Here is a 17941-nt window from a genome sequence, read left to right on the forward strand (position 1 = left end):
TGAATAGAAGCAAGAATGACCAGTATTCCCAAATCTCCTCCCGCAGTTCTTGTGGTCGAGGACGAACCCCTGATCCGTATGGAAGCGGTGGACATGATCGAGGACGCCGGATTCAGCACCTATAGTGCCAAATCCGCCGATGCGGCGATCACCATTCTGGAAAGCCATGACGATATCGGCATCCTGTTTACGGATGTGGATATGCCCGGATCGATGGATGGGTTGAAACTGGCGGCCTATGTGCAGGGGCGTTGGCCTGCGGTCGGGATCATCGTGGCATCGGGTATCGTGAACGCGAATGACCGCAACCTGCCGGAAGGGGTGGCATTCTTTCCCAAGCCCTATCCGACAAGCCGTATCATCGAGGCATTGGGCGATATCGCGGCGCGCCAGCCGGAATGACCAAAGGGTGCCCGCAGGGGCACCCGGGTATTGTTTGAATCTCTTATTCGGCTGGTACGTGATCCATGACTACATTGCGCCGGAACTCCGGCGTGGCCAGGCGGGCAATGGCCACGGCGATCAGCCAGTAGCAGGCCAGCTCCAGCACTTCTTCGCCTTGCCCCGCCAGATCGTTCAGTTGCACGGATATGTCGATGCCCATGGGGGCCAGCTTGCGGCCAAGGCCATCGAATGTCTTAGCAAATACGCCGCAGATGAAGGCGATCGTGATCAGCACAGCATCCAGCCGCATCATCCGCAGGCGCGCCCACCACAAGGGGCCATTGCGGCGGATCAGGCGATAGGAAACATACAGCACGAACAGGATGGCTGCGCCGCCAATCAGCTTATCCGCAAGGGGGGCCGGATGTGTGTAGGTTGTCAGCTTCAGCAGCCCGTGTTCGGTGAACCGCTTGTCGGCATCCATTTCGCGTGCCAGCATCAGCAGCATCACTGCGGGGATCTGCCATTCCGACCAGCGATAGGGACCTGCCAGCCAGAACCACAGGCAGATCGAGCCTACCAGCATGCCCAGCGATGCCTCTTCCACGCCGTGCCCCTCTTTGAAGAACAGGTGGAGATCCGAGACCTCAGCCGCCGAGATCACCAGATACCCAAGCGTCAGAATGGCGATGGTTCGGGCGATAACGCTGAAATTGGGGGTGGGCATGACGCAGTCCTTTGAATCGGCAATGGGCTGACCTAGGATTTTATGCGACCATTTGACATGTTGCTGTTACAATTACGTGGCGTCTTGTCATAAAGAAAAATAATCTGTGACGCATTGATGACAGGTGGTCATCCTGCCCAACCGCACCAGATTGCCGTATATGACATATCACGCCCTGATCGTGGCTCATGGCCAACCCTCCGACCCCGAACCCGCCGCCGCAGAAATTGCGGCCCTTGCCGCCCGCGTTCAGGCGCATTTGCCCGATTGGGATGTTCAAAGCGCCACATTGGCCGAACAGGATGCCCTGGCCCGAGGGGTGGCGGGGCGCACGGGCGTCATCTATCCGCTATTCATGGCGGAGGGCTGGTTCACCCGCGTGCATCTGCCTGAACGGTTGGCCCAATCCGGGGGCGAGGGGTGGCGTATCCTGCCGCCGTTCGGGTCCGATCCGGCCCTGATCGATCTGACACTGGCGGTCGCGGCAGCCCAGAACCGCCCGATCCTGCTGGCAGCCCACGGATCGTTCCGAAGCCCGGTTCCGGCGCAGATCGCGGATGATATGGCTGCACGGATCGTTGCGGCAACGGGCATGCCTTGCCGTGCGGGGTTCATCGATCAATCGCCGCAGATCGCCGATATCGCGCAGGACATGCCGGATGCCGCCTGCCTGCCGTTCTTTGCAGCACGCGGGGGGCATGTGATAGATGATCTGCCACAGGCACTGGATGCTGCTGGCTTTGCAGGCCCGCGCCTTTCCCCGATCGGTCTGGATCCGGCTGTGCCTGCGCTGATCGCCCGTGCCCTGCGTCAGACAGAGTGCATGTAAAGGTCCAGATCGACATCAGGAATGATCGCGGATACCCGTGCCAGTTCAGCCGATTTGATTGCGCAGAACACGCGATGCAGCTCGTGCCCCAAGGCATCGCGCAGAAAGGCGGAGCGTTGCGCCGCGCCGATCGCCTCTCGCCAGTCGGCGGGCATGGTCGGCGATGGCGGATTGGCATAGCCGTTGCCCGTCACTTCCGGCCCCGGATCGATGTGCGCTGTCATCCCATGACGCATGGCCGCAAGCACGGTGGCGGCCACCAGCGTGGGTTGGGCATCCACCCCCGAGGGGCGATGTTCGATCCGCCGTGCGTTCTTGCCCCCTGCCGGAATGCGGAAGGCAACCGACCGGTTGTTCACCCCCCAAGTCGGCGCGATAGGGGCATAGCTTTCGGCGGTGAACCTGCGCCATGAATTGGCGTGCGGGGCAAAGACCAGCATCGATTCATCCATCGTTGCCTGCAACCCCCCGATGGCATGGCGGATACGGTCAGACCATTCGCCCTCCGCCGTTTCGGCAAACATGTTGCGCCCCTCGTCATCGTTCAACGAGATGTGCAGGTGCATGCCTGAACCGGAGACACCGGCAAAGGGCTTGGCCATGAAGCAGGCGACCACGCCATGTGCCCGTGCCTGTGCCCGCACGATCCGTTTCATCCGCGCCAGATCATCCGCAGCCTTCACGACCGAGGTGCGATAGGCCAGCGTCAGCTCGTATTGTCCCGGCGCGAACTCCGAGATCATGGTTTCAGCCTTGATCCCCGCCAGTTCGGCACCGGCATAGATGTCGTCGAACAGCGGGATCATGCCTTGCAGGTGATCGACGGAATAGACTTCGGTCCGGTGGCTGGTGCGCCCGTCCAGCACTGCCGGGGCTGGGCGCAGGGCCCCATCCGGGCCACGGTTCGGATCCAGAAGAAAGAACTCCAGCTCGAATGCGGCGGCGGGATGCAGGCCATCGGCTGCCAGAAGATCGACCTGCCGTTGCAATGCATGCCGAGGATCAGCCAGCATCGGCGATCCGTCCAGATGATGCACCTGCAGCAGCACCTCGGCCCGCGTGGTGCCATGCAGCGGCACCAGCGATCCTGCCACGGGCCACGCGCGCACATCACCATCGCCGCATTCCCAGACGAGTCCGGTTTCGTGCACATCCTCGCCGCAGATATCCAGCCCCAGGATCGAGGCAGGAAGCAGACGACCGTCGCGATACAGGGCCATCAGTTCGTGCCGCCGGATGATCTTTCCCCGGGCAATGCCGTTTACGTCCGACAGGACCAGATCGATGGCATTGATATGGGGATGGGCCGCAAGAAAAGTCTCGGCCTCGGTCGGGCAGGCACCGGATGGGGCAATCATGCAACGTCCTTATGAATGATGATATCCACTTGGGGATAGGCAAGCATGATTGTGCGCTTCAGACCAGCGCCGATCTCATGTGCGTCGCGCAGGGAAAGGTCGCCATCCAGTTCGATATGCAGGTGGATGAATACACGGCTGCCGGCAACGCGGCTCTTGAGGTCGTGATGCCCCTGCACCCCCGGCCAATTCTGGCTGAGCGTTGCAATGCCGCGCAGTACTTCGGGATCGGCTTGCCGGTCCATCAGGGCATCGAAGGCGCCGCGCCCGATCTTCAGCGCACCCCGCGCCATGATCGCGGCGGCGAACAGCGCAACAAGGCTGTCCACCTGCGGCAGATTCAGGCGACCCGCCGCAAGCAGGGAAATCAGCGCCCCGAAATTGGGAATCAGATCCCCGAGATAGTGCAACCTGTCGGCCGAAACCACGCGGCTGCCTGTCATGCGGGCAATCCGGCCCTGCCACCACACCAAGAGCAAGGTCAGCACGATGGAAATGACCATCACCACCATACCGCCCGTCTCATCCCGCAGCGGGCTGGGGGCATTCGACAGCAACCGCAGAACAGAGGCACCGCCAATAATGATGGCAGACAGCATGATGAAGAACGATTGCCCCAGGGCTGCGATATCCTCGGCAGAGGTATGGCCGAAGGCATGGTCCTCATCCGCGGGTCGCTGCGCATAGACGATGGCTGCCATCGCTCCCAGCGACACGATCAGGTCCATCGCGCTATCTGCAAGGGAGGCTGCAACCGACAGCGCGCTGGTAGCGGCCACGGCCCACAGCTTCAGCGCGACAAGAATGGTGGCCACGGTTATGGAGGCCAGCCCGGCCTGAAGCGTCAGCCTGTCACGAGAGGGGTGGCCCCCGCTCATTCCACCGTCTCGCCGGGGTCCACCCCCCAGATTTCGGTCTTGCTGACCCAGCCGTTCTGGTCACCTATGCGGACACGGCACCAATTGGGGGTGCATTGCATCAGACGGGCAATCACGTCCTTTTCCGCGCGGACAACGATCGCGGCATCATCGCTGGGGCTTGTATGAAGGTCGGCGATATCGGCGGTTATCATGACGCTGCGGGTGCCGGACAGCAGGGCATAGTGCATCCATCCGCCCATGCCCTCGGAATCCTCGACCCGGCGCCAGTGGCCGTATTCGGCCGTGATCTTCAGCGGCATTCCATCCCGCGCGAATACCCAGTCGATCCGGTGGGTCAGGCTGGGTCCGCGCCGGGCATTCCCCTCGCGCGTTTTCAGGGTAACGTAACGGGGCAGCGGCAGATGGGTCACAGCGCCGACATTCGGGTCGGCCGATTGCGCGGTTGTTTCCTGCGGGCTGTCATCAGCCCCCAGTTCCTGTGCGCTGGCCATGCCGCCTGCAAGCAGCCCTGCCACCAGAATGGCGCGGATCAATCCCTTCATGGCGAGCATCCTTCGTTGCCGTTGTATCCAGACAAGCTGCCCATGTGTCAGTAGCCCCGCGTCCGGTCAACAAGGTTGATGAACGGCAAACCGGCCTCACCCCTGCGGATATTCTCGGCAACCTGCACGGAGGCCGTCCGGGGGCGGGTGGCTGCCGCCACATGCGGCGTGACGGTAATGCGCGGATGGGCCCAGAACGCATGTTCGGGGGGCAGGGGTTCGGTCCGGAAGACATCCAGCGTGGCATGGCTGATCCGGCCGCTGTCCAATGCATCCAGCAGCGCCTCGTCATCGATCAGCGGACCACGGCCCGGATTGATCACCACCGCCCCCGAAGCCAGCCGTGCCAAGGCCGGTGCATCCAGCAAATTGGTCGTATCGGGCGTATCGGGAAGCAGGGCCACGACAATTTCGGCCCCGTCCAGCGCCTGTTCCAAGGAGGTAACACAGGTCAGCCCCTCGATCTGTTTGGCGGTCCTGCTCCATCCCGTTACCGGAAAGTTCAGCCGGGCAAGGGCCTGGCCGCAGGCCGCCCCCAATGCGCCCGTTCCCAGAATCGTGACACGCCGTTCGCGTGCCAGTGGTGCGAATGCCTGATCCCAATGCGGTGCATCCGCTGTGATATATCGATCCATGCCAAGGTGATGGCGCAGGACATGCCCTGTGGCCCATTCGACCATGCCTTCGGTCAGGCTGGGATCGACCATGCGGCACAGCGGTTGGGTCAGGGTATCATTGCCGACCAGCCGCTCGACGCCCGCCCACAGGTTCAGCACGGCCTTGGCGTTGGGATAGCGGCCGAAATCCTCGATCACGCCCCCGGGGGCAAAGACGATGTAATCCACCGCCGCCCGATCCGCAGCCTCGACCTCGGTCACGATCCGCGCGTCCACGCCCGCGGCCGCCAGCGCCTCGGGTAGACAGTCCCGGTATTGTTCCCACGCGCGGGGCCCTGCGGCAAAGAATACGACGGTCATCTATCTGTCCCTTGCGCGGTGGACATGCGCGCTTTGCACGATTCCGAATGCGGTCAGCAAGACCATCATTGCCGATCCACCATAGCTGACCAATGGCAGCGGAACACCCACAACCGGCGCAAGGCCCATCACCATCAGCATGTTCACGGCGAACAGGAAGAAGAAGCTGGCGGCAATGCCCAAGGTCACAAGGGCGGCAAACCGGTCCTTCATCTGCACCGCCGATGCAATGCAGAACGCGATGATCAGCACATAGAGGATCAGCAGGGAACAGGCCCCGATGAAGCCCAGTTCTTCGGCGATGACGGTAAAGATGAAATCGGTATGTTTTTCGGGCAGGAAGTTGAGCCGGCTTTGCGTACCCTGCATGAAGCCGCGCCCCGTCCAGCCGCCCGAGCCGAGCGCGATCTTGGCCTGCGTGATGTGATAGCCGGCCCCCAGTGGATCGGTGGACGGGTCCAGAAAGGTGTCGATCCGTTTGAACTGGTAATCGCGCAGCAACTGCCAGCTTTTCCCGCGGCTTGCCAGCACCACGGTTACAAGGCCTACGCCCGCGCCCAGTACCACTGCGAAATACCACAGGCTGACACCGGCGCAGAACATCACCACGGCCCCGCCGCCCATCAGCAGGATCGCGGTGCCCAGATCCGGTTGCACCATCACAAGAAAAACCGGCAGCAGGATCAGGACCAGCGGTACGGCCACCCAAAGCGGATGGGACACCTTATTCGGGGGGAGCCAGTCATAATAGGCGGCCAACATCATCACGAGGGCGATCTTCATCACCTCGGACGGTTGCAGCATGATGAACCCCAGGTTCAGCCAGCGCTGCGCGCCCATGCCCACATGGCCCATCACATCCACGGCCACCAGAAGCCCGACCGCCCCCAGATAGATGACGCCCGAAATATTGCGCCAGAACCAGATGGGAATGAACGCCATCACCAGCATGATGGACAGGCCGGCCACGAAGCGCTTCATCTGCGGTTCGGCCCAGACGGTGATATCCCCGCCCGCCACCGAATACAGCATCAGCCAGCCCACAGCGCAGACCGAGGTCAGCAGCAGTACCAGGGGCCAGTTCAGATAAAGCGCCTTGCGTAACCCGGTGGGGACAGTCTGGATGCGGTATTCGAGAAAGCTCATGCGCGGCCCTGTACACCGGTTGCGGAGGCCAGCGCGCTGAAATCACGCAGGCTCATTTCGGAAAGGGCGGTCTGGATGCGCGCGCGCTGGCTTTCGGGATAGGCGGCAAGCGGTGGCATCTTTCCCGTCAGGATGCGCAGCAGAAGATCCCGCACGATCGGAGCGGCCACCGTGGATCCGCCGCCGCCATGTTCGACGACGCAGGCCACCGCCACCTTCGGGGCATCATAGGGGGCAAAGCCCACGAACAGGGCATGGTCCCGCCGGTTCCAGGGCAGATCATCGTTGCCGATCACACCACGGGCCCGTTCGGCGGCGCTGATGTTCCGCACCTGCGATGTGCCGGATTTCCCCGCCATCGTCATTGCCGGATCCACGATGCGGCTGTTGTAGCCTGTCATTCCCAGCTTGTTCGACACTGTGTACATGCCATGACGCACCATCCGTAGCAGGGCCGGGTTCACATCCATCATGGGCGGCTCGGGCGGGGTATCTTCCACACCCCCGATCGATTTCACGAGACGCGGGGTAACCGCACGGCCCGAGGCAAGCCGCGCCGTCATGAGCGCAAGCTGCAACGGTGAGGCCAGAACATAGCCCTGTCCGATCGAGGCGTTGATCGTATCGCCGATCCGCCATTCCTGATCATAGCTGCGGCGCTTCCAGTCCTTGTCGGGCATCACACCTTCGGCAATGGCCGACATGGGCAGATCATGCCGCTGGCCAAGGCCCATCCGGCGGCCCATCTCGGCAATCTTGTCGATCCCGACACGCTGCGAGACATCGTAGAAATAAACGTCGCAGCTTTTGCCCATGGCCCCGTCAAGGTTCATGTGGCCATGCCCCCAGCGGGACCAGCAGTGGAAACGCCGTCCGCCGATCTCGTAATATCCGGGGCAATAGACGGTGGATTCGCTGTCGATCACCCCTGCCTCTAGGGCGGCAAGAGCGGTGATGATCTTGAAGGTCGATCCGGGCGGATATGTGCCCTGAACCGCCTTGTTCGACAGGGGGCGATGGTCGTTTTCGGTCAGCTTGGCATAATCGGTATAGGAAATGCCGCGGACGAACAGGTTCGGATCGAAGCTGGGGGCCGAAGCGGCGGCGAGGATATCACCGGTATTCACATCGATGGCGACGACGGATGCACTTTCGCCGCCCAGCCGGGCCTGCGCGAAATTCTGTACCTCTGCATCGATCGTCAGATGCAGGTCGGCGCCGGGCTGGCCCTCGACACGGTCCAGCTCCCGCATGACGCGCCCGACCGCATTCACCTCGATCCGTTTGCTGCCGGCCTGGCCGCGCAGCTCGTCTTCCATCCACGTTTCGACCCCGATCTTGCCGATCTGGAATTGCGGAATCTGAAGCAGCGGATCAGGGTTTTTCTGGGCGGCAAGGTCGCGTTCGGAAACGGGGCCGACATAACCCACGATATGGGCAAAGTCGGTATCCAGCGGATAGATGCGCGACAGTCCCACCTCGGGCGTGACACCGGGCAGGGACGGGGCGTTGACCGCCACGCGTGACATTTCATCCCAGGAAATGCGGTCGGCCACGACCACGGACACGAAGGCGGACCGTTTGCGGACTTCTTCGGCGGTACGGGCCAGTTCCGCATCGGTCAGGGGTATGACACGCTGTAGGCGGTGCAGGATCTCGGGCACATCGCCAGCATCCTCGCGGGTGATCGTGACGCGGTAGTTCTGTTCGTTCCCCGCGATCAGCCGCCCGTTCCGATCGAATATCTGGCCCCGGTTCGGGGGAATCAGCCGGATGGAGATGCGGTTCTCTTCGGCCAATGTGCGATACTGATCAGCCTCATCCACCTGCATGTACCGCAGGCGCGCGCCCAGTACCGCCACCACAGCCGACATCGCACCGCCCATGAACAGGGCGCGGCGCGTGATCTTGCGTGTGCTTTCGTCGCGGTCACGATGGACGATCCGTCTCACATCCGTCTCCCATAGGCGTCGATTTCGCCGGTGGCGGGCTTATGCAGCCCCATGATGATGGCCGATGCCAGCACGACCACAGGATAGCACAAGATCGTGGCCAGGGCTTCGATCATGGAATACCCCAAAGGCACCTGCGGCAGAAGGGCTATGCCGAACACGAAACGGTAAACAAGCTTCATGGTCACGATCAGTCCGGCCATCATCAGCCATTCGCTGAAAAGGTTCAACTCTCGTGTGAATGCCATGCGTGTGCGCAGGAATTCCGTTCCGGCAATGACCACGGCGGTCCACAGGCCGGGGGGGCGCATCAGCAGCAGGTCTTCGGCGAACAGGACGATCACGATCAGCCAGAGGGCCATGGCCTGCGGCCGGCGCAACGTCCAGGCCAGGGTGATGCACAGCAGCACATCCGGGCCGGGCCAATCCCCTGCCTGCCCTCCAAGGGGCATCAGGTGCAACAGCACGATGACCAGCGCCAGAACGACATAGGCTGCGCGGTAGATCCAGCGCCGCGCCCGCAAGGCCTGGCTCATTCCGGGGCCTGTGAGGGCAGGGGCGGAATCTCGGGGGAGGGCGGCAAGGCCGGGGTGATCAGATCGCCCGGATCGGTGGGAACCGGCCGCTCGGTGGCCCGCAGGACGCGCAGATACTCCAACCGTCCGTAATCGGCCGCCAGCCGCACCCGCAGGCGGCGATCGGGGCTCTGGGCGACCTCGCCCACCAGCAGGTCGGCGGGAAACACGGCGCCGTCACCTGAGGTGACGACCCGGTCACCGGGGCGGATCAGGTCCGGCTTGTCCAGAAACTCCAGTGTAGGCATCATGGTGTTGTCACCGGTCAGGATGGCACGCTGACCCGATGGCTGCACGATGACGGGAATGCGGCTGTTGGAATCGCTCAGCAGAATGACACGGCTGGTCTCTTCACCCACTCCTGCGATGCGGCCCACAAGACCCACGCCGTCCATCGTGGCCCAGCCCGTGCGGATGCCGTCGCGCCGGCCCACGTTCAAAAGCACGGATTGGCGAAATGGCGATCCGCTGTCGGCCAGAACGACGCCGGTCACATGGGTCAGCTGCGGGTCCAGCCGGACCTGGTTCAGCCCCAGCAGCTTGGCATTCTGCTGCGCCAGCTGCATTGCCGCCTCTTTCCACGCCCGCATCTGCTGCAGTTCGCGCCGCAGATCCTGGTTCTGTTCGTAGATGCGAACATAGGATTGGGCGTTGTCGATCATATCGGCAGCCTTGGTGACGGGGGCCATGGCCCAGCCGAAGCTGGGCACAAAGCGGTCCATCATCGCAGCGCGCAATTGTTCGACCCTGACGCTGTCGATCCGCCAGATCAGGAAGATCGCCATGAGCACCAGAATCACGCCTGCTGCCAGCAAGCGGCGCAGGGGGCGGGTAAACTGGTCCGGTCCGTTGCGGTCGCGTGCCACTATGGCCTCTCAGGGTAGATCAGGTGTCGTAATCGATAACGTGGCGCAGCTGCTTCTGGTATTCCAGCGCCTTGCCGGTGCCCAGGGCAACGCAGTTCAGCGGCTCGTTCGCGACCGAAATCGAAAGGCCGGTCTGTTCGCGCAGCGCCAGATCCAGATCGCCAAGCAATGCACCGCCGCCGGTCAGCATCACGCCCCGGTCCACGATATCGGCGGCCAGATCGGGCGGTGTCGTTTCCAGTGCCTGCATCACGGCATCGCAAATGGATTGCACGGGCTCGGCCAATGCCTCGGCGACCTGTGCCTGATTGATCTCCACCTCCTTGGGGACGCCGTTCAGCAGGTCACGCCCACGGATCAGCATCGAGGTGCCGCGTCCGTCGTCGGGCATGCGCGCGGTCCCGATGGAGGTCTTGATGCGTTCGGCGGTCGCCTCACCGATCAGCAGGTTCTGCTGGCGGCGCAGGTAGGATACGATCGCCTCATCCATCCGGTCACCACCCACACGGATGGAGCGGGCATAGACGATATCGCCCAAGGACAGGACAGCCACCTCTGTGGTGCCGCCCCCGATATCCACCACCATGTTGCCGGTCGGCTCGGTGATGGGCAGGCCGGCACCGATGGCCGCCGCGATCGGTTCCGCGATCAGGCCCGCGCGGCGTGCGCCGGCCGAAAGGACGGATTGGCGGATGGCCCGCTTTTCAACCGGCGTCGCCCCATAGGGAACGCAGACGATGATCTTGGGCTTCGAGAAGGTCGTACGCTTGTGCACCTTGCGGATGAAATGCTTGATCATTTCCTCGGCGGTGTCGAAATCGGCGATGACGCCGTCGCGCAGCGGGCGGATTGCCTCGATGCTGCCCGGTGTCCGGCCCAGCATCAGCTTTGCATCCTCACCTACGGCCAGAACCTGCCGTTTGCCGTCTTTCACATGATAGGCCACCACCGAGGGTTCATTCAAAATGATCCCGCGCCCTTTGACATAGACGAGTGTATTCGCCGTGCCGAGGTCGATAGCCATGTCCGACGAAAAGATACCCGCGAATGCCATTCTGGTCCGTCCCTGTCCCGTGCCGCTGATTGCCCCCCGATTCGATGGAGGACGCGCGGCCTCTTATAGAAAGGCCGGATTCGAAGGGAAAGTGCGGGTTAACGGCAATAAAGCATCAATCCGCAGAATGCGCGGGGTCTTGCGCGGGGACAGGCCGATTGCCCCCGCACAATTATGTGAGTTCAGCTGGCGTCGCGGTAGTTCACGGCCTTCTTGTCGTGATCCGGCGCGTTCTTCTCGCGGCGCAGGATCAGACGGTTCAGCGCGTTCACATAGGCGCGGGCCGAGGCGACCACGGTATCGGTATCGGCAGCCTGTCCGGTGGCGATCTTGCCGTCCTCTTCCAGCCGGACGCTGACGGTGGCCTGCGCATCCGTACCTTCGGTGATCGCATGCACCTGATACAGCGCCAGACGCGCCTTGTGCTCGACCAGCGAATTGATGGCGTTGAAGGCCGCATCCACGGGGCCGTCGCCGGTGGCCTCGGCCATATGGTCGGTGCCGTCGATCGACAGGGTCAGCTGTGCCTCCTGGGGGCCATCGGTCCCGCACACCACACGCAGGCGGCGGATCACCAGCTTGTCATAGGCCGCTGTCGTATCGACATCCTGCATCAGAGCCAGCAGATCCTCGTCGTAGACCTCTTTCTTGCGGTCGGCGAGCGTTTTGAACCGCACGAAAACATCGGCCAGCTGGTTGTCGGCCACATCGAAGCCCAGATCCTTCAGCTTGGAGCGCAGGGCCGCACGGCCCGAGTGTTTGCCCAGAACGAGGCTGGTTTCCGACAGGCCCACATCGGTCGGACGCATGATTTCGAAGGTCTCGGCATTCTTCAGCATGCCGTCCTGATGGATGCCGGATTCATGTGCAAAGGCGTTCTTGCCCACGATGGCCTTGTTGAACTGCACGGCAAAGCCGGACACGGTCGCCACCTTGCGGCTGATCGCCGTCAGCTTGGTGGAATCGATGCCGGTCGTATAGGGCATGATGTCGTTGCGGACCTTCATGGCCATCACGACTTCTTCCAGCGCGGTATTGCCTGCGCGTTCGCCCAGCCCGTTGATCGTGCATTCGATCTGGCGGGCGCCAGCCTCCACCGCGGCCAGCGAGTTTGCCGTCGCCATGCCCAGATCGTTATGGCAGTGCGTTGCGAAAATGATCTCATCCGCGCCGGGTACGCGTTCCAGCAGCATGCGGATCAGGTCGGCGGATTCGCGTGGGGCGGTGTAACCCACCGTATCAGGAATGTTGATCGTCGTGGCGCCGGCCTTGATCGCGATTTCGATCACGCGGCACAGGTAATCATGCTCGGTCCGCGTGGCATCCATGGGGGACCATTGCACATCGCCGCACAGATTGCGCGCATGCGTGACGGTGTCGTGGATGCGTTCGGCCATCTGGTCCATGTCCAAATTGGGAATGGCCCGGTGCAGGGGCGATGTGCCGATAAAGGTATGGATCCGCGGGCGGGCGGCATGTTTAACGGCCTCCCACGCGCGGTCGATATCACGGAAATTGGCGCGTGACAGACCGCAGATCACGGAATTGCGGGATGCCTTGGCGATGGCGCTTACCGCCTCGAAATCCCCTTCGGACGCGATGGGAAAACCGGCTTCGATGATGTCCACGCCCATTTCGTCCAGCATGGAGGCGATCTCCAGCTTTTCGGTGTGGGTCATCGTCGCGCCGGGCGATTGCTCGCCGTCACGCAGGGTTGTGTCGAAAATGAATACTTTGTCTTGTGCCATGTGCTTCTTCTTTGCGGTTTGCTTGGGGGCGGGCGCTGGTCACCTCTGAGCGGTCGCGCCCTAGGGCACGCTCAGAGGCAGCTAAGAAGAAGCAGGCCGCGGGGGCGGATCAGGGCGATGCCCTGCGATGTGATATGTGTTTCCCGTACCATATTGCGGACTATAAGGACGGTTAACGCGCTGACAACCCCTAATAAATGGCAGAAAAGCTGTCCTAAAGCCATTTTTTCCGGCGGAACCATAGATACGGAAGCACGGCCGAAACCGCCATTGCCGCCAAGGCCAGCGGATAGCCGATGAACCACTGCAGTTCCGGCATATGGGCAAAGTTCATGCCGTAGATCGTTCCGACCAGTGTCGGCGGCAGGAACAGCGCCGTGGCCACGGACAGAACCTTGATGATCTGGCTCTGCTCGATCCCGATCAGGCCGATCGTTGCGGAATGCAGAAACGACAGTTCCTGCTCCACCTGCCCCTGAAAGGCTGAAAGCGAGCCGAGATCCCGTTCGATCGCCTTTAGCCGCGCGGTGCCCTTGGGCGACAGGCGGGCGAGAGGGGGCAGGGTTTCATCTTCGGTCCGGGCGGCTTTGCCGCTGGTGGCATCGCGCAGGAACGGGATCATGCGGCCAAGGCTCAGCACGCTTTCCCTCAGGATGGACAGGGTCCGGTTGATGCGGCCAAGCCGGCGCAGCAGTTTTTGCAGGTCGTGTTCCGCGGTCCCTGCTGCCTGATCGGGGGCAAAGAACACCTCTTCCGAAATCTCTCCCAGATCGGCCGCGCTGCGTTCAAGCACATCGGCGATGCGTTCGACAATTGCCTCGATCATTGTGGCCATCAGGCGCGGGGCAGTGTCGGATTCGCCCGGATGGCGGGCCACGCGCTGCGCAATGGTCCGAAGGGGCAGGGGGTTGGCATAGCGCACGGTGATCAGCCGGTCAGGAAGAAGCACGAATGTGATCTGGGCGCGGCGGGGGCGTCCCGCCGTTGCCCCTTCGATCACAGCCACGGTCATCACCATGGCCTGCCCCTCGATATACATGCGCGACGAATCCTCGATATCCGTCATCTCGTCGAGGCTGGGCACCTTGACGCCAAGCGAGGCTTCGATCCGGCCCTCTTCCTCGGTGGTCGGGTTGCACAGATCGACCCAGAGCACCCCCTGCAACGAAGAAGGCACGCCATTGCCGATATGAAGCTGTCCGTCGCGAAGGATGTGATGCTCTATCATACAGGATGATGTGCCCGCAGCCGTAGCCGCAGGCAAGCATGATCCTTCAGCCTTCCGAAGGTGTGATCCGCACGATCTCGGATGTGCCGGCGCCCCGGTCCTCGGTAATGGCGTAGATTGCGCCTTCCGGCCCGACGCGAACATCGCGGACCCGCGCATTCAGCGGGATGTGTTCCTCGGTTGCGACCCTTTCCCCGTCCATCGTCAGCACGACGACGCTTTGCACCACCAGTCCCCCGACAAGGATCGCGCCATCCAGTTCGGGAAACATGTCGCCCCTGTAGAAATCCATGCCGGACGGGGCGATGACGGGATCCCAGTAATACAGCGGCTGCTGCGTTTGCGCGCTCTGGGTGATTCCGTCGCCCACCGCGTCCCCGCTGTATTCGATGCCATAGGTCACCTCGGGCCAGCCATAGTTCCGCCCGGCCTCGGGGCGGTTCAGTTCATCCCCGCCCTTGGGACCGTGTTCGATGACCCAGACATGACCATCGGGGCCGAGGGCTGCGGATTGCGCGTTCCTGTGGCCCAGGCTCCAGACCTCGGGGGCCGCGCCTTCCATACCGATGAACGGGTTGTCATCGGGAGGGGTGCCATCGGCGTTCAGCCGGATCACCTTGCCGAAATGGCTGGCCGGATCCTGAGCCTGTACCCGCGGTTCATCGTCGGACCGCTCACCCACGGTCAGCCAGATGATGTCATCCGCATCCTGAACGATGCGCGAGCCGAAGTGCTTGTTGCCATCATAGGTGGGGCGCTGGCTGAAGATCACTTCCACATCTTCCAGCCGGGGGGCATCGCCGTCTTCGACCAGTGTGGCGCGGGCAAGGGCGGTTCCGTTGCCATCCGCGCGTGGTTCGGCAAAGGAGAAGAAGATCGTGCCGCTGGTTGCGAAATCATTGGCCAGGGCCACATCCAAAAGGCCGCCCTGGCCGCTGGCATCCACCTCGGGGACGCCGGCAATGGCAGGGCCGGGGGTGCCATCTGTCAGGATATGCATGGTGCCCTCTTTGGCGGTGACCAGCATTCGGCCATCCGGCAGGAATTCCATCGCCCATAGCTGCGGCAGCCCCTCGGCCACCACGCTAGTGGTCACGGCAGTTGGCGTGGCGGGCTGGTTCGCACGGGTCTGCCCCTCAAACGCCGGGGTCTGATCCGTTGCATTCGGCGGTGCGGTCTGGACCGGAGGGCGCAGATCCTGCGCCATCAACGGCAAGGGCAGCAGAAGTGCGGCAACTGTGGTGGTGGCGAGGCGAAGCGGGGTACGTGTCATGACGGTCCTCCGGGTGCTGGGTACCGAAAGAAACGCCCCGCGCCCCCCGCGGGTTCAACGCGCGAATTGTCGCAGATCAGTTTGCGGGGCCGACCAGCCGCCCTTCTTCCCACGTGCCGCTGGCCACCTGGCCGGAAGCATATGTCATTGTGCCGGTCCCATGCGGCAGGTTGTTCTGGAAACCGCCTTCGTATTTGTCACCCGATGCATATGTCAGGCTGCCTTGCCCGGAAAATGCGCCCGCGGCCCAACTGCCGGTGTATTCATAGCCGTCGGCGCGGCTCAGCTCACCCTCGCCCTCCCGCTGGCCATTCACGAAGCTGCCCTCATAGACCGTGCCATCGGCATAGGTTGCGGTGCCCCGTCCGTTGCGTTCGCCCTCGGCCCATTCGCCTTCGTAACGGTAGCCGTCGGGGCGGACCAGCGTGCCCGAACCATGATAGCGGCCTGCCTTGAAGCCACCTTCATATGTCGTGCCATCGGCCTGCCGGGCCTGCCCCTGACCTTCGATCTCGCCAGCGGACCAGCCGCCCTGATAGGTGGAGCTGTCGGCATAGGTGATCGTTCCCTGCCCATCGGGACGGCCGGCGGCAAAGGCGCCTTCGTAGACCGCACCATCGGCATAGGTTGCGGTTCCCGCCCCCTCCATCTGGCCGGCCTTCCATTCGCCCTCGTACCGGTATCCGTCGGGGCGGGTCAGCGTGCCATGGCCTTCGCGCTGATCATCGACAAAGCCGCCCTCATAGACTTCGCCACTGGCGTAGGTCACGCGGCCCTCGCCGGTGCGACGCCCGGCAATGAAGCCGCCTTCATAGATATCGCCATTGCTCTGGGTCAGGGTCCCGGATCCTTCGATCCGGCCTTCGACCCATTCGCCGGTATAGGTCAGCCCTTCGGCCGTCTGCAGGGTCCCTTTGCCCGACGGTTTCCCGGCAACGAGCGTTCCGCGATATTCCGAACCGTTGGCATAGGTGATTACACCTTCGCCTTCCTTTTCCCCGTTGGCCCATTGGCCTTCGTATTTGTAGCCATCCGCCGCCACGATCTGGCCATCACCGCTGGGTTGGCCGTTCAGGAAGCCGCCGGAATACCGCGAACCGTTGGCATAGGTTGCCTCGCCCTGTCCGGTGCGCTGCCCTTCCTTCCAGTCCCCGACATAGGTCGAGCCATCTGCAAAGGTGATCTTGCCTTCGCCATCGGGGCGTCCGGCCACGAACATCCCTTCATAGACCGAGCCATTGGGATAGCGGGCAACACCGGCCCCTTCGATCGTGCCATCCACCCAGTTGCCGGTGTATTCATAGCCGTTCGGCATCCGGTATGTGCCGGTGCCATGCTGCAGGCCGTTGCGGAAATCCCCCTCGTACGAAGAACCGTCATCATATTGCATGGTTTGCCGGCCATCCTGCGCCAGCCCCGCCCCGGCCATTGCCAGCACGATCGCTCCGCCGATCCACAGTTGTTTGACCATCGCAATATCCCTCCGCGTTTCGCGAACCTTAGTAATCCGGCGAGCCTGTCGCAAGCGTGGAAGGATTTCGTGCGCAGATGCACAGCCATCCGGCGCATCATGCGTAATTTCCCGCCCCGCCGGACAGGCTATTGTCTGTCAAAACCTGTGAAGGAGTGATGATGACCAAACTTGCCGTGATTTATTATTCGACCTATGGCACCAACTACCAGATGGCCGAAATTGCAGCCGATGCCGCCCGCGCGGCGGGGGCTGAGGTGCGCCTCTTGAAGGTGGCGGAAACCGCGCCCGAAGCCGTCGTGAACAGTCAGGATGCCTGGAAGGCCCTGGTCGAGAAAACGGCACATATCCCCGTAGCGACGCCCGAAGATATGGAATGGGCGGATGCCTATCTCTTTTCGGCGCCCACGCGTTTCGGGGGTGCCCCCAGCCAGATGCGCGCCTTCATCGATACGCTGGGCGGATTGTGGTTTGCGGGCAAGCTGGCGAACAAGGGCGTCAGCGTCATGACATCATCCCAGTCCCCCCATGCGGGGCAGGAGGCGACGACCCTCGGGCTTTATACCACCTTCATGCATTGGGGGTGCATCATCGTGGCGCCGGGCTTTACCGACGAATCGGTGGCAAAGGCAGGTGGCAATCCCTATGGCTATGCCCATACCCAAGGTGCGGAGTTCACGGCGGATGTGACGGCCGCGATCGGCCATCAGGCACGCCGGCTGGTGGAAATCAGCGGCAAAATACGTGGCTGATCCCTTAGGGGCATAGTGCAACTCGCTCTGGACCCATGGCGCGGTCAATCGTATAACCCGCGCCATGTTTCATACCATACCCCCCCTTCGTCGAATTAGCGGCCCGGTGCGCTGACTGCCCGCAGCGTACCGGGATGACCCCGCACGGCCTTTTCCTGCCCTGATGAAGATGAGGAGC

At 62.6% G+C, this 17941-nt stretch carries 17 protein-coding genes; 3 read left to right on the forward strand and 14 right to left on the reverse strand.

Features of this window, described 5'->3' with window-relative positions; genetic code table 11:
- Positions 1–15 precede the first annotated feature (15 nt).
- The gene (locus TR36_RS09365; protein ID WP_045391440.1) at positions 16–402 is read left to right on the forward strand and encodes a response regulator; all 387 of its coding nucleotides are present in this window, start codon (positions 16–18) and stop codon (positions 400–402) included.
- Between the two features lie 43 nt (positions 403–445).
- Here TR36_RS09365 and TR36_RS09370 read toward each other — a convergent pair whose 3' ends face one another.
- A complete protein-coding gene (locus TR36_RS09370) occupies positions 446–1111 on the reverse strand; it encodes a hypothetical protein (RefSeq protein ID WP_045391437.1) in 666 nt (221 codons plus the stop codon).
- A gap of 160 nt (positions 1112–1271) precedes the next feature.
- Between TR36_RS09370 and TR36_RS09375 the strand changes: the two genes are divergently transcribed.
- The gene (locus tag TR36_RS09375; protein ID WP_045391434.1) at positions 1272–1940 is read left to right on the forward strand and encodes a CbiX/SirB N-terminal domain-containing protein; all 669 of its coding nucleotides are present in this window, start codon (positions 1272–1274) and stop codon (positions 1938–1940) included.
- Here the strand turns inward: TR36_RS09375 and TR36_RS09380 are convergent.
- The 13 genes from TR36_RS09380 to TR36_RS09440 all read right to left on the reverse strand — a co-directional run bounded on the left by TR36_RS09380 (position 1922) and on the right by TR36_RS09440 (position 17011).
- A complete protein-coding gene (locus tag TR36_RS09380; RefSeq protein WP_045391431.1) occupies positions 1922–3298 on the reverse strand; it encodes a glutamine synthetase family protein in 1377 nt (458 codons plus the stop codon). The genes TR36_RS09375 and TR36_RS09380 overlap by 19 nt on opposite strands.
- Positions 3295–4176 (reverse strand): cation diffusion facilitator family transporter, encoded by an 882-nt coding sequence (locus TR36_RS09385; protein ID WP_045391427.1) that lies wholly within the window; start codon positions 4174–4176, stop codon positions 3295–3297. Before TR36_RS09385 ends, TR36_RS09380 begins: the two co-directional genes overlap by 4 nt.
- Entirely contained in the window at positions 4173–4721 is a 549-nt protein-coding gene (locus TR36_RS09390) for an SH3 domain-containing protein (protein ID WP_237763549.1), read from the reverse strand. Before TR36_RS09390 ends, TR36_RS09385 begins: the two co-directional genes overlap by 4 nt.
- 47 nt (positions 4722–4768) lie before the next feature.
- Positions 4769–5698, reverse strand: coding sequence for a glyoxylate/hydroxypyruvate reductase A (locus TR36_RS09395; protein ID WP_045391421.1), 930 nt, complete (start codon positions 5696–5698; stop codon positions 4769–4771).
- Positions 5699–6844 carry a rod shape-determining protein RodA gene (rodA, locus tag TR36_RS09400; RefSeq protein ID WP_045391418.1) on the reverse strand — a complete coding sequence of 382 codons (1146 nt, stop codon included), beginning with the start codon at positions 6842–6844 and terminating at the stop codon, positions 5699–5701.
- Positions 6841–8796, reverse strand: a complete 1956-nt coding sequence (gene mrdA, locus TR36_RS09405; RefSeq protein ID WP_045391416.1) for a penicillin-binding protein 2 — start codon at positions 8794–8796, stop codon at positions 6841–6843. The genes rodA and mrdA overlap by 4 nt, the downstream gene beginning before the upstream one ends.
- Positions 8793–9332 (reverse strand): hypothetical protein, encoded by a 540-nt coding sequence (locus TR36_RS09410; RefSeq protein WP_062763069.1) that lies wholly within the window; start codon positions 9330–9332, stop codon positions 8793–8795. The genes mrdA and TR36_RS09410 overlap by 4 nt, the downstream gene beginning before the upstream one ends.
- The gene (mreC, locus tag TR36_RS09415) at positions 9329–10237 is read right to left on the reverse strand and encodes a rod shape-determining protein MreC (RefSeq protein WP_062763072.1); all 909 of its coding nucleotides are present in this window, start codon (positions 10235–10237) and stop codon (positions 9329–9331) included. The genes TR36_RS09410 and mreC overlap by 4 nt, the downstream gene beginning before the upstream one ends.
- Positions 10238–10256: 19 nt before the next feature.
- Positions 10257–11291 carry a rod shape-determining protein gene (locus TR36_RS09420; RefSeq protein WP_045391408.1) on the reverse strand — a complete coding sequence of 345 codons (1035 nt, stop codon included), beginning with the start codon at positions 11289–11291 and terminating at the stop codon, positions 10257–10259.
- A 182-nt stretch (positions 11292–11473) separates the two neighbouring features.
- A complete protein-coding gene (locus TR36_RS09425) occupies positions 11474–13039 on the reverse strand; it encodes a 2-isopropylmalate synthase (RefSeq protein ID WP_062763074.1) in 1566 nt (521 codons plus the stop codon).
- 214 nt (positions 13040–13253) lie between these two features.
- Complete coding sequence (locus TR36_RS09430; protein WP_052362617.1) at positions 13254–14303, reverse strand: magnesium transporter CorA family protein; 1050 nt, start codon at positions 14301–14303, stop codon at positions 13254–13256.
- Between the two features lie 10 nt (positions 14304–14313).
- Positions 14314–15540: a PQQ-dependent sugar dehydrogenase gene (locus TR36_RS09435; RefSeq protein ID WP_045391404.1), complete on the reverse strand. Its 1227-nt coding sequence runs from the start codon at positions 15538–15540 to the stop codon at positions 14314–14316.
- A 76-nt stretch (positions 15541–15616) separates the two neighbouring features.
- Positions 15617–17011: an MORN repeat-containing protein gene (locus tag TR36_RS09440; protein WP_062763077.1), complete on the reverse strand. Its 1395-nt coding sequence runs from the start codon at positions 17009–17011 to the stop codon at positions 15617–15619.
- A 158-nt stretch (positions 17012–17169) separates the two neighbouring features.
- Here TR36_RS09440 and wrbA point away from each other — a divergent pair, with 158 nt between their 5' ends.
- On the forward strand, positions 17170–17763 hold the full coding sequence (gene wrbA / locus TR36_RS09445) for an NAD(P)H:quinone oxidoreductase type IV (RefSeq protein WP_045391400.1): 594 nt from the start codon (positions 17170–17172) through the stop codon (positions 17761–17763).
- Positions 17764–17941 lie beyond the last annotated feature (178 nt).

Origin of the sequence: Falsirhodobacter sp. alg1 (genome assembly GCF_000739715.2) — a bacterium.
Classification (GTDB): domain Bacteria; phylum Pseudomonadota; class Alphaproteobacteria; order Rhodobacterales; family Rhodobacteraceae; genus Falsirhodobacter.

Coding starts and splice junctions, on each gene's coding strand:
- TR36_RS09380 (WP_045391431.1), bottom strand. CDS start 3,298: ATGATTGCCCCATCCGGTGCCTGCCCGACCGAGGCCGAGACTTTTCTT.
- TR36_RS09395 (WP_045391421.1), bottom strand. CDS start 5,698: ATGACCGTCGTATTCTTTGCCGCAGGGCCCCGCGCGTGGGAACAATAC.
- TR36_RS09425 (WP_062763074.1), bottom strand. CDS start 13,039: ATGGCACAAGACAAAGTATTCATTTTCGACACAACCCTGCGTGACGGC.
- TR36_RS09420 (WP_045391408.1), bottom strand. CDS start 11,291: ATGGCATTCGCGGGTATCTTTTCGTCGGACATGGCTATCGACCTCGGC.
- TR36_RS09440 (WP_062763077.1), bottom strand. CDS start 17,011: ATGGTCAAACAACTGTGGATCGGCGGAGCGATCGTGCTGGCAATGGCC.
- rodA (WP_045391418.1), bottom strand. CDS start 6,844: ATGAGCTTTCTCGAATACCGCATCCAGACTGTCCCCACCGGGTTACGC.
- TR36_RS09410 (WP_062763069.1), bottom strand. CDS start 9,332: ATGAGCCAGGCCTTGCGGGCGCGGCGCTGGATCTACCGCGCAGCCTAT.
- TR36_RS09390 (WP_237763549.1), bottom strand. CDS start 4,721: ATGAAGGGATTGATCCGCGCCATTCTGGTGGCAGGGCTGCTTGCAGGC.
- TR36_RS09435 (WP_045391404.1), bottom strand. CDS start 15,540: ATGACACGTACCCCGCTTCGCCTCGCCACCACCACAGTTGCCGCACTT.
- TR36_RS09365 (WP_045391440.1), top strand. CDS start 16: ATGACCAGTATTCCCAAATCTCCTCCCGCAGTTCTTGTGGTCGAGGAC.
- TR36_RS09375 (WP_045391434.1), top strand. CDS start 1,272: ATGACATATCACGCCCTGATCGTGGCTCATGGCCAACCCTCCGACCCC.
- TR36_RS09385 (WP_045391427.1), bottom strand. CDS start 4,176: ATGAGCGGGGGCCACCCCTCTCGTGACAGGCTGACGCTTCAGGCCGGG.
- TR36_RS09370 (WP_045391437.1), bottom strand. CDS start 1,111: ATGCCCACCCCCAATTTCAGCGTTATCGCCCGAACCATCGCCATTCTG.
- wrbA (WP_045391400.1), top strand. CDS start 17,170: ATGATGACCAAACTTGCCGTGATTTATTATTCGACCTATGGCACCAAC.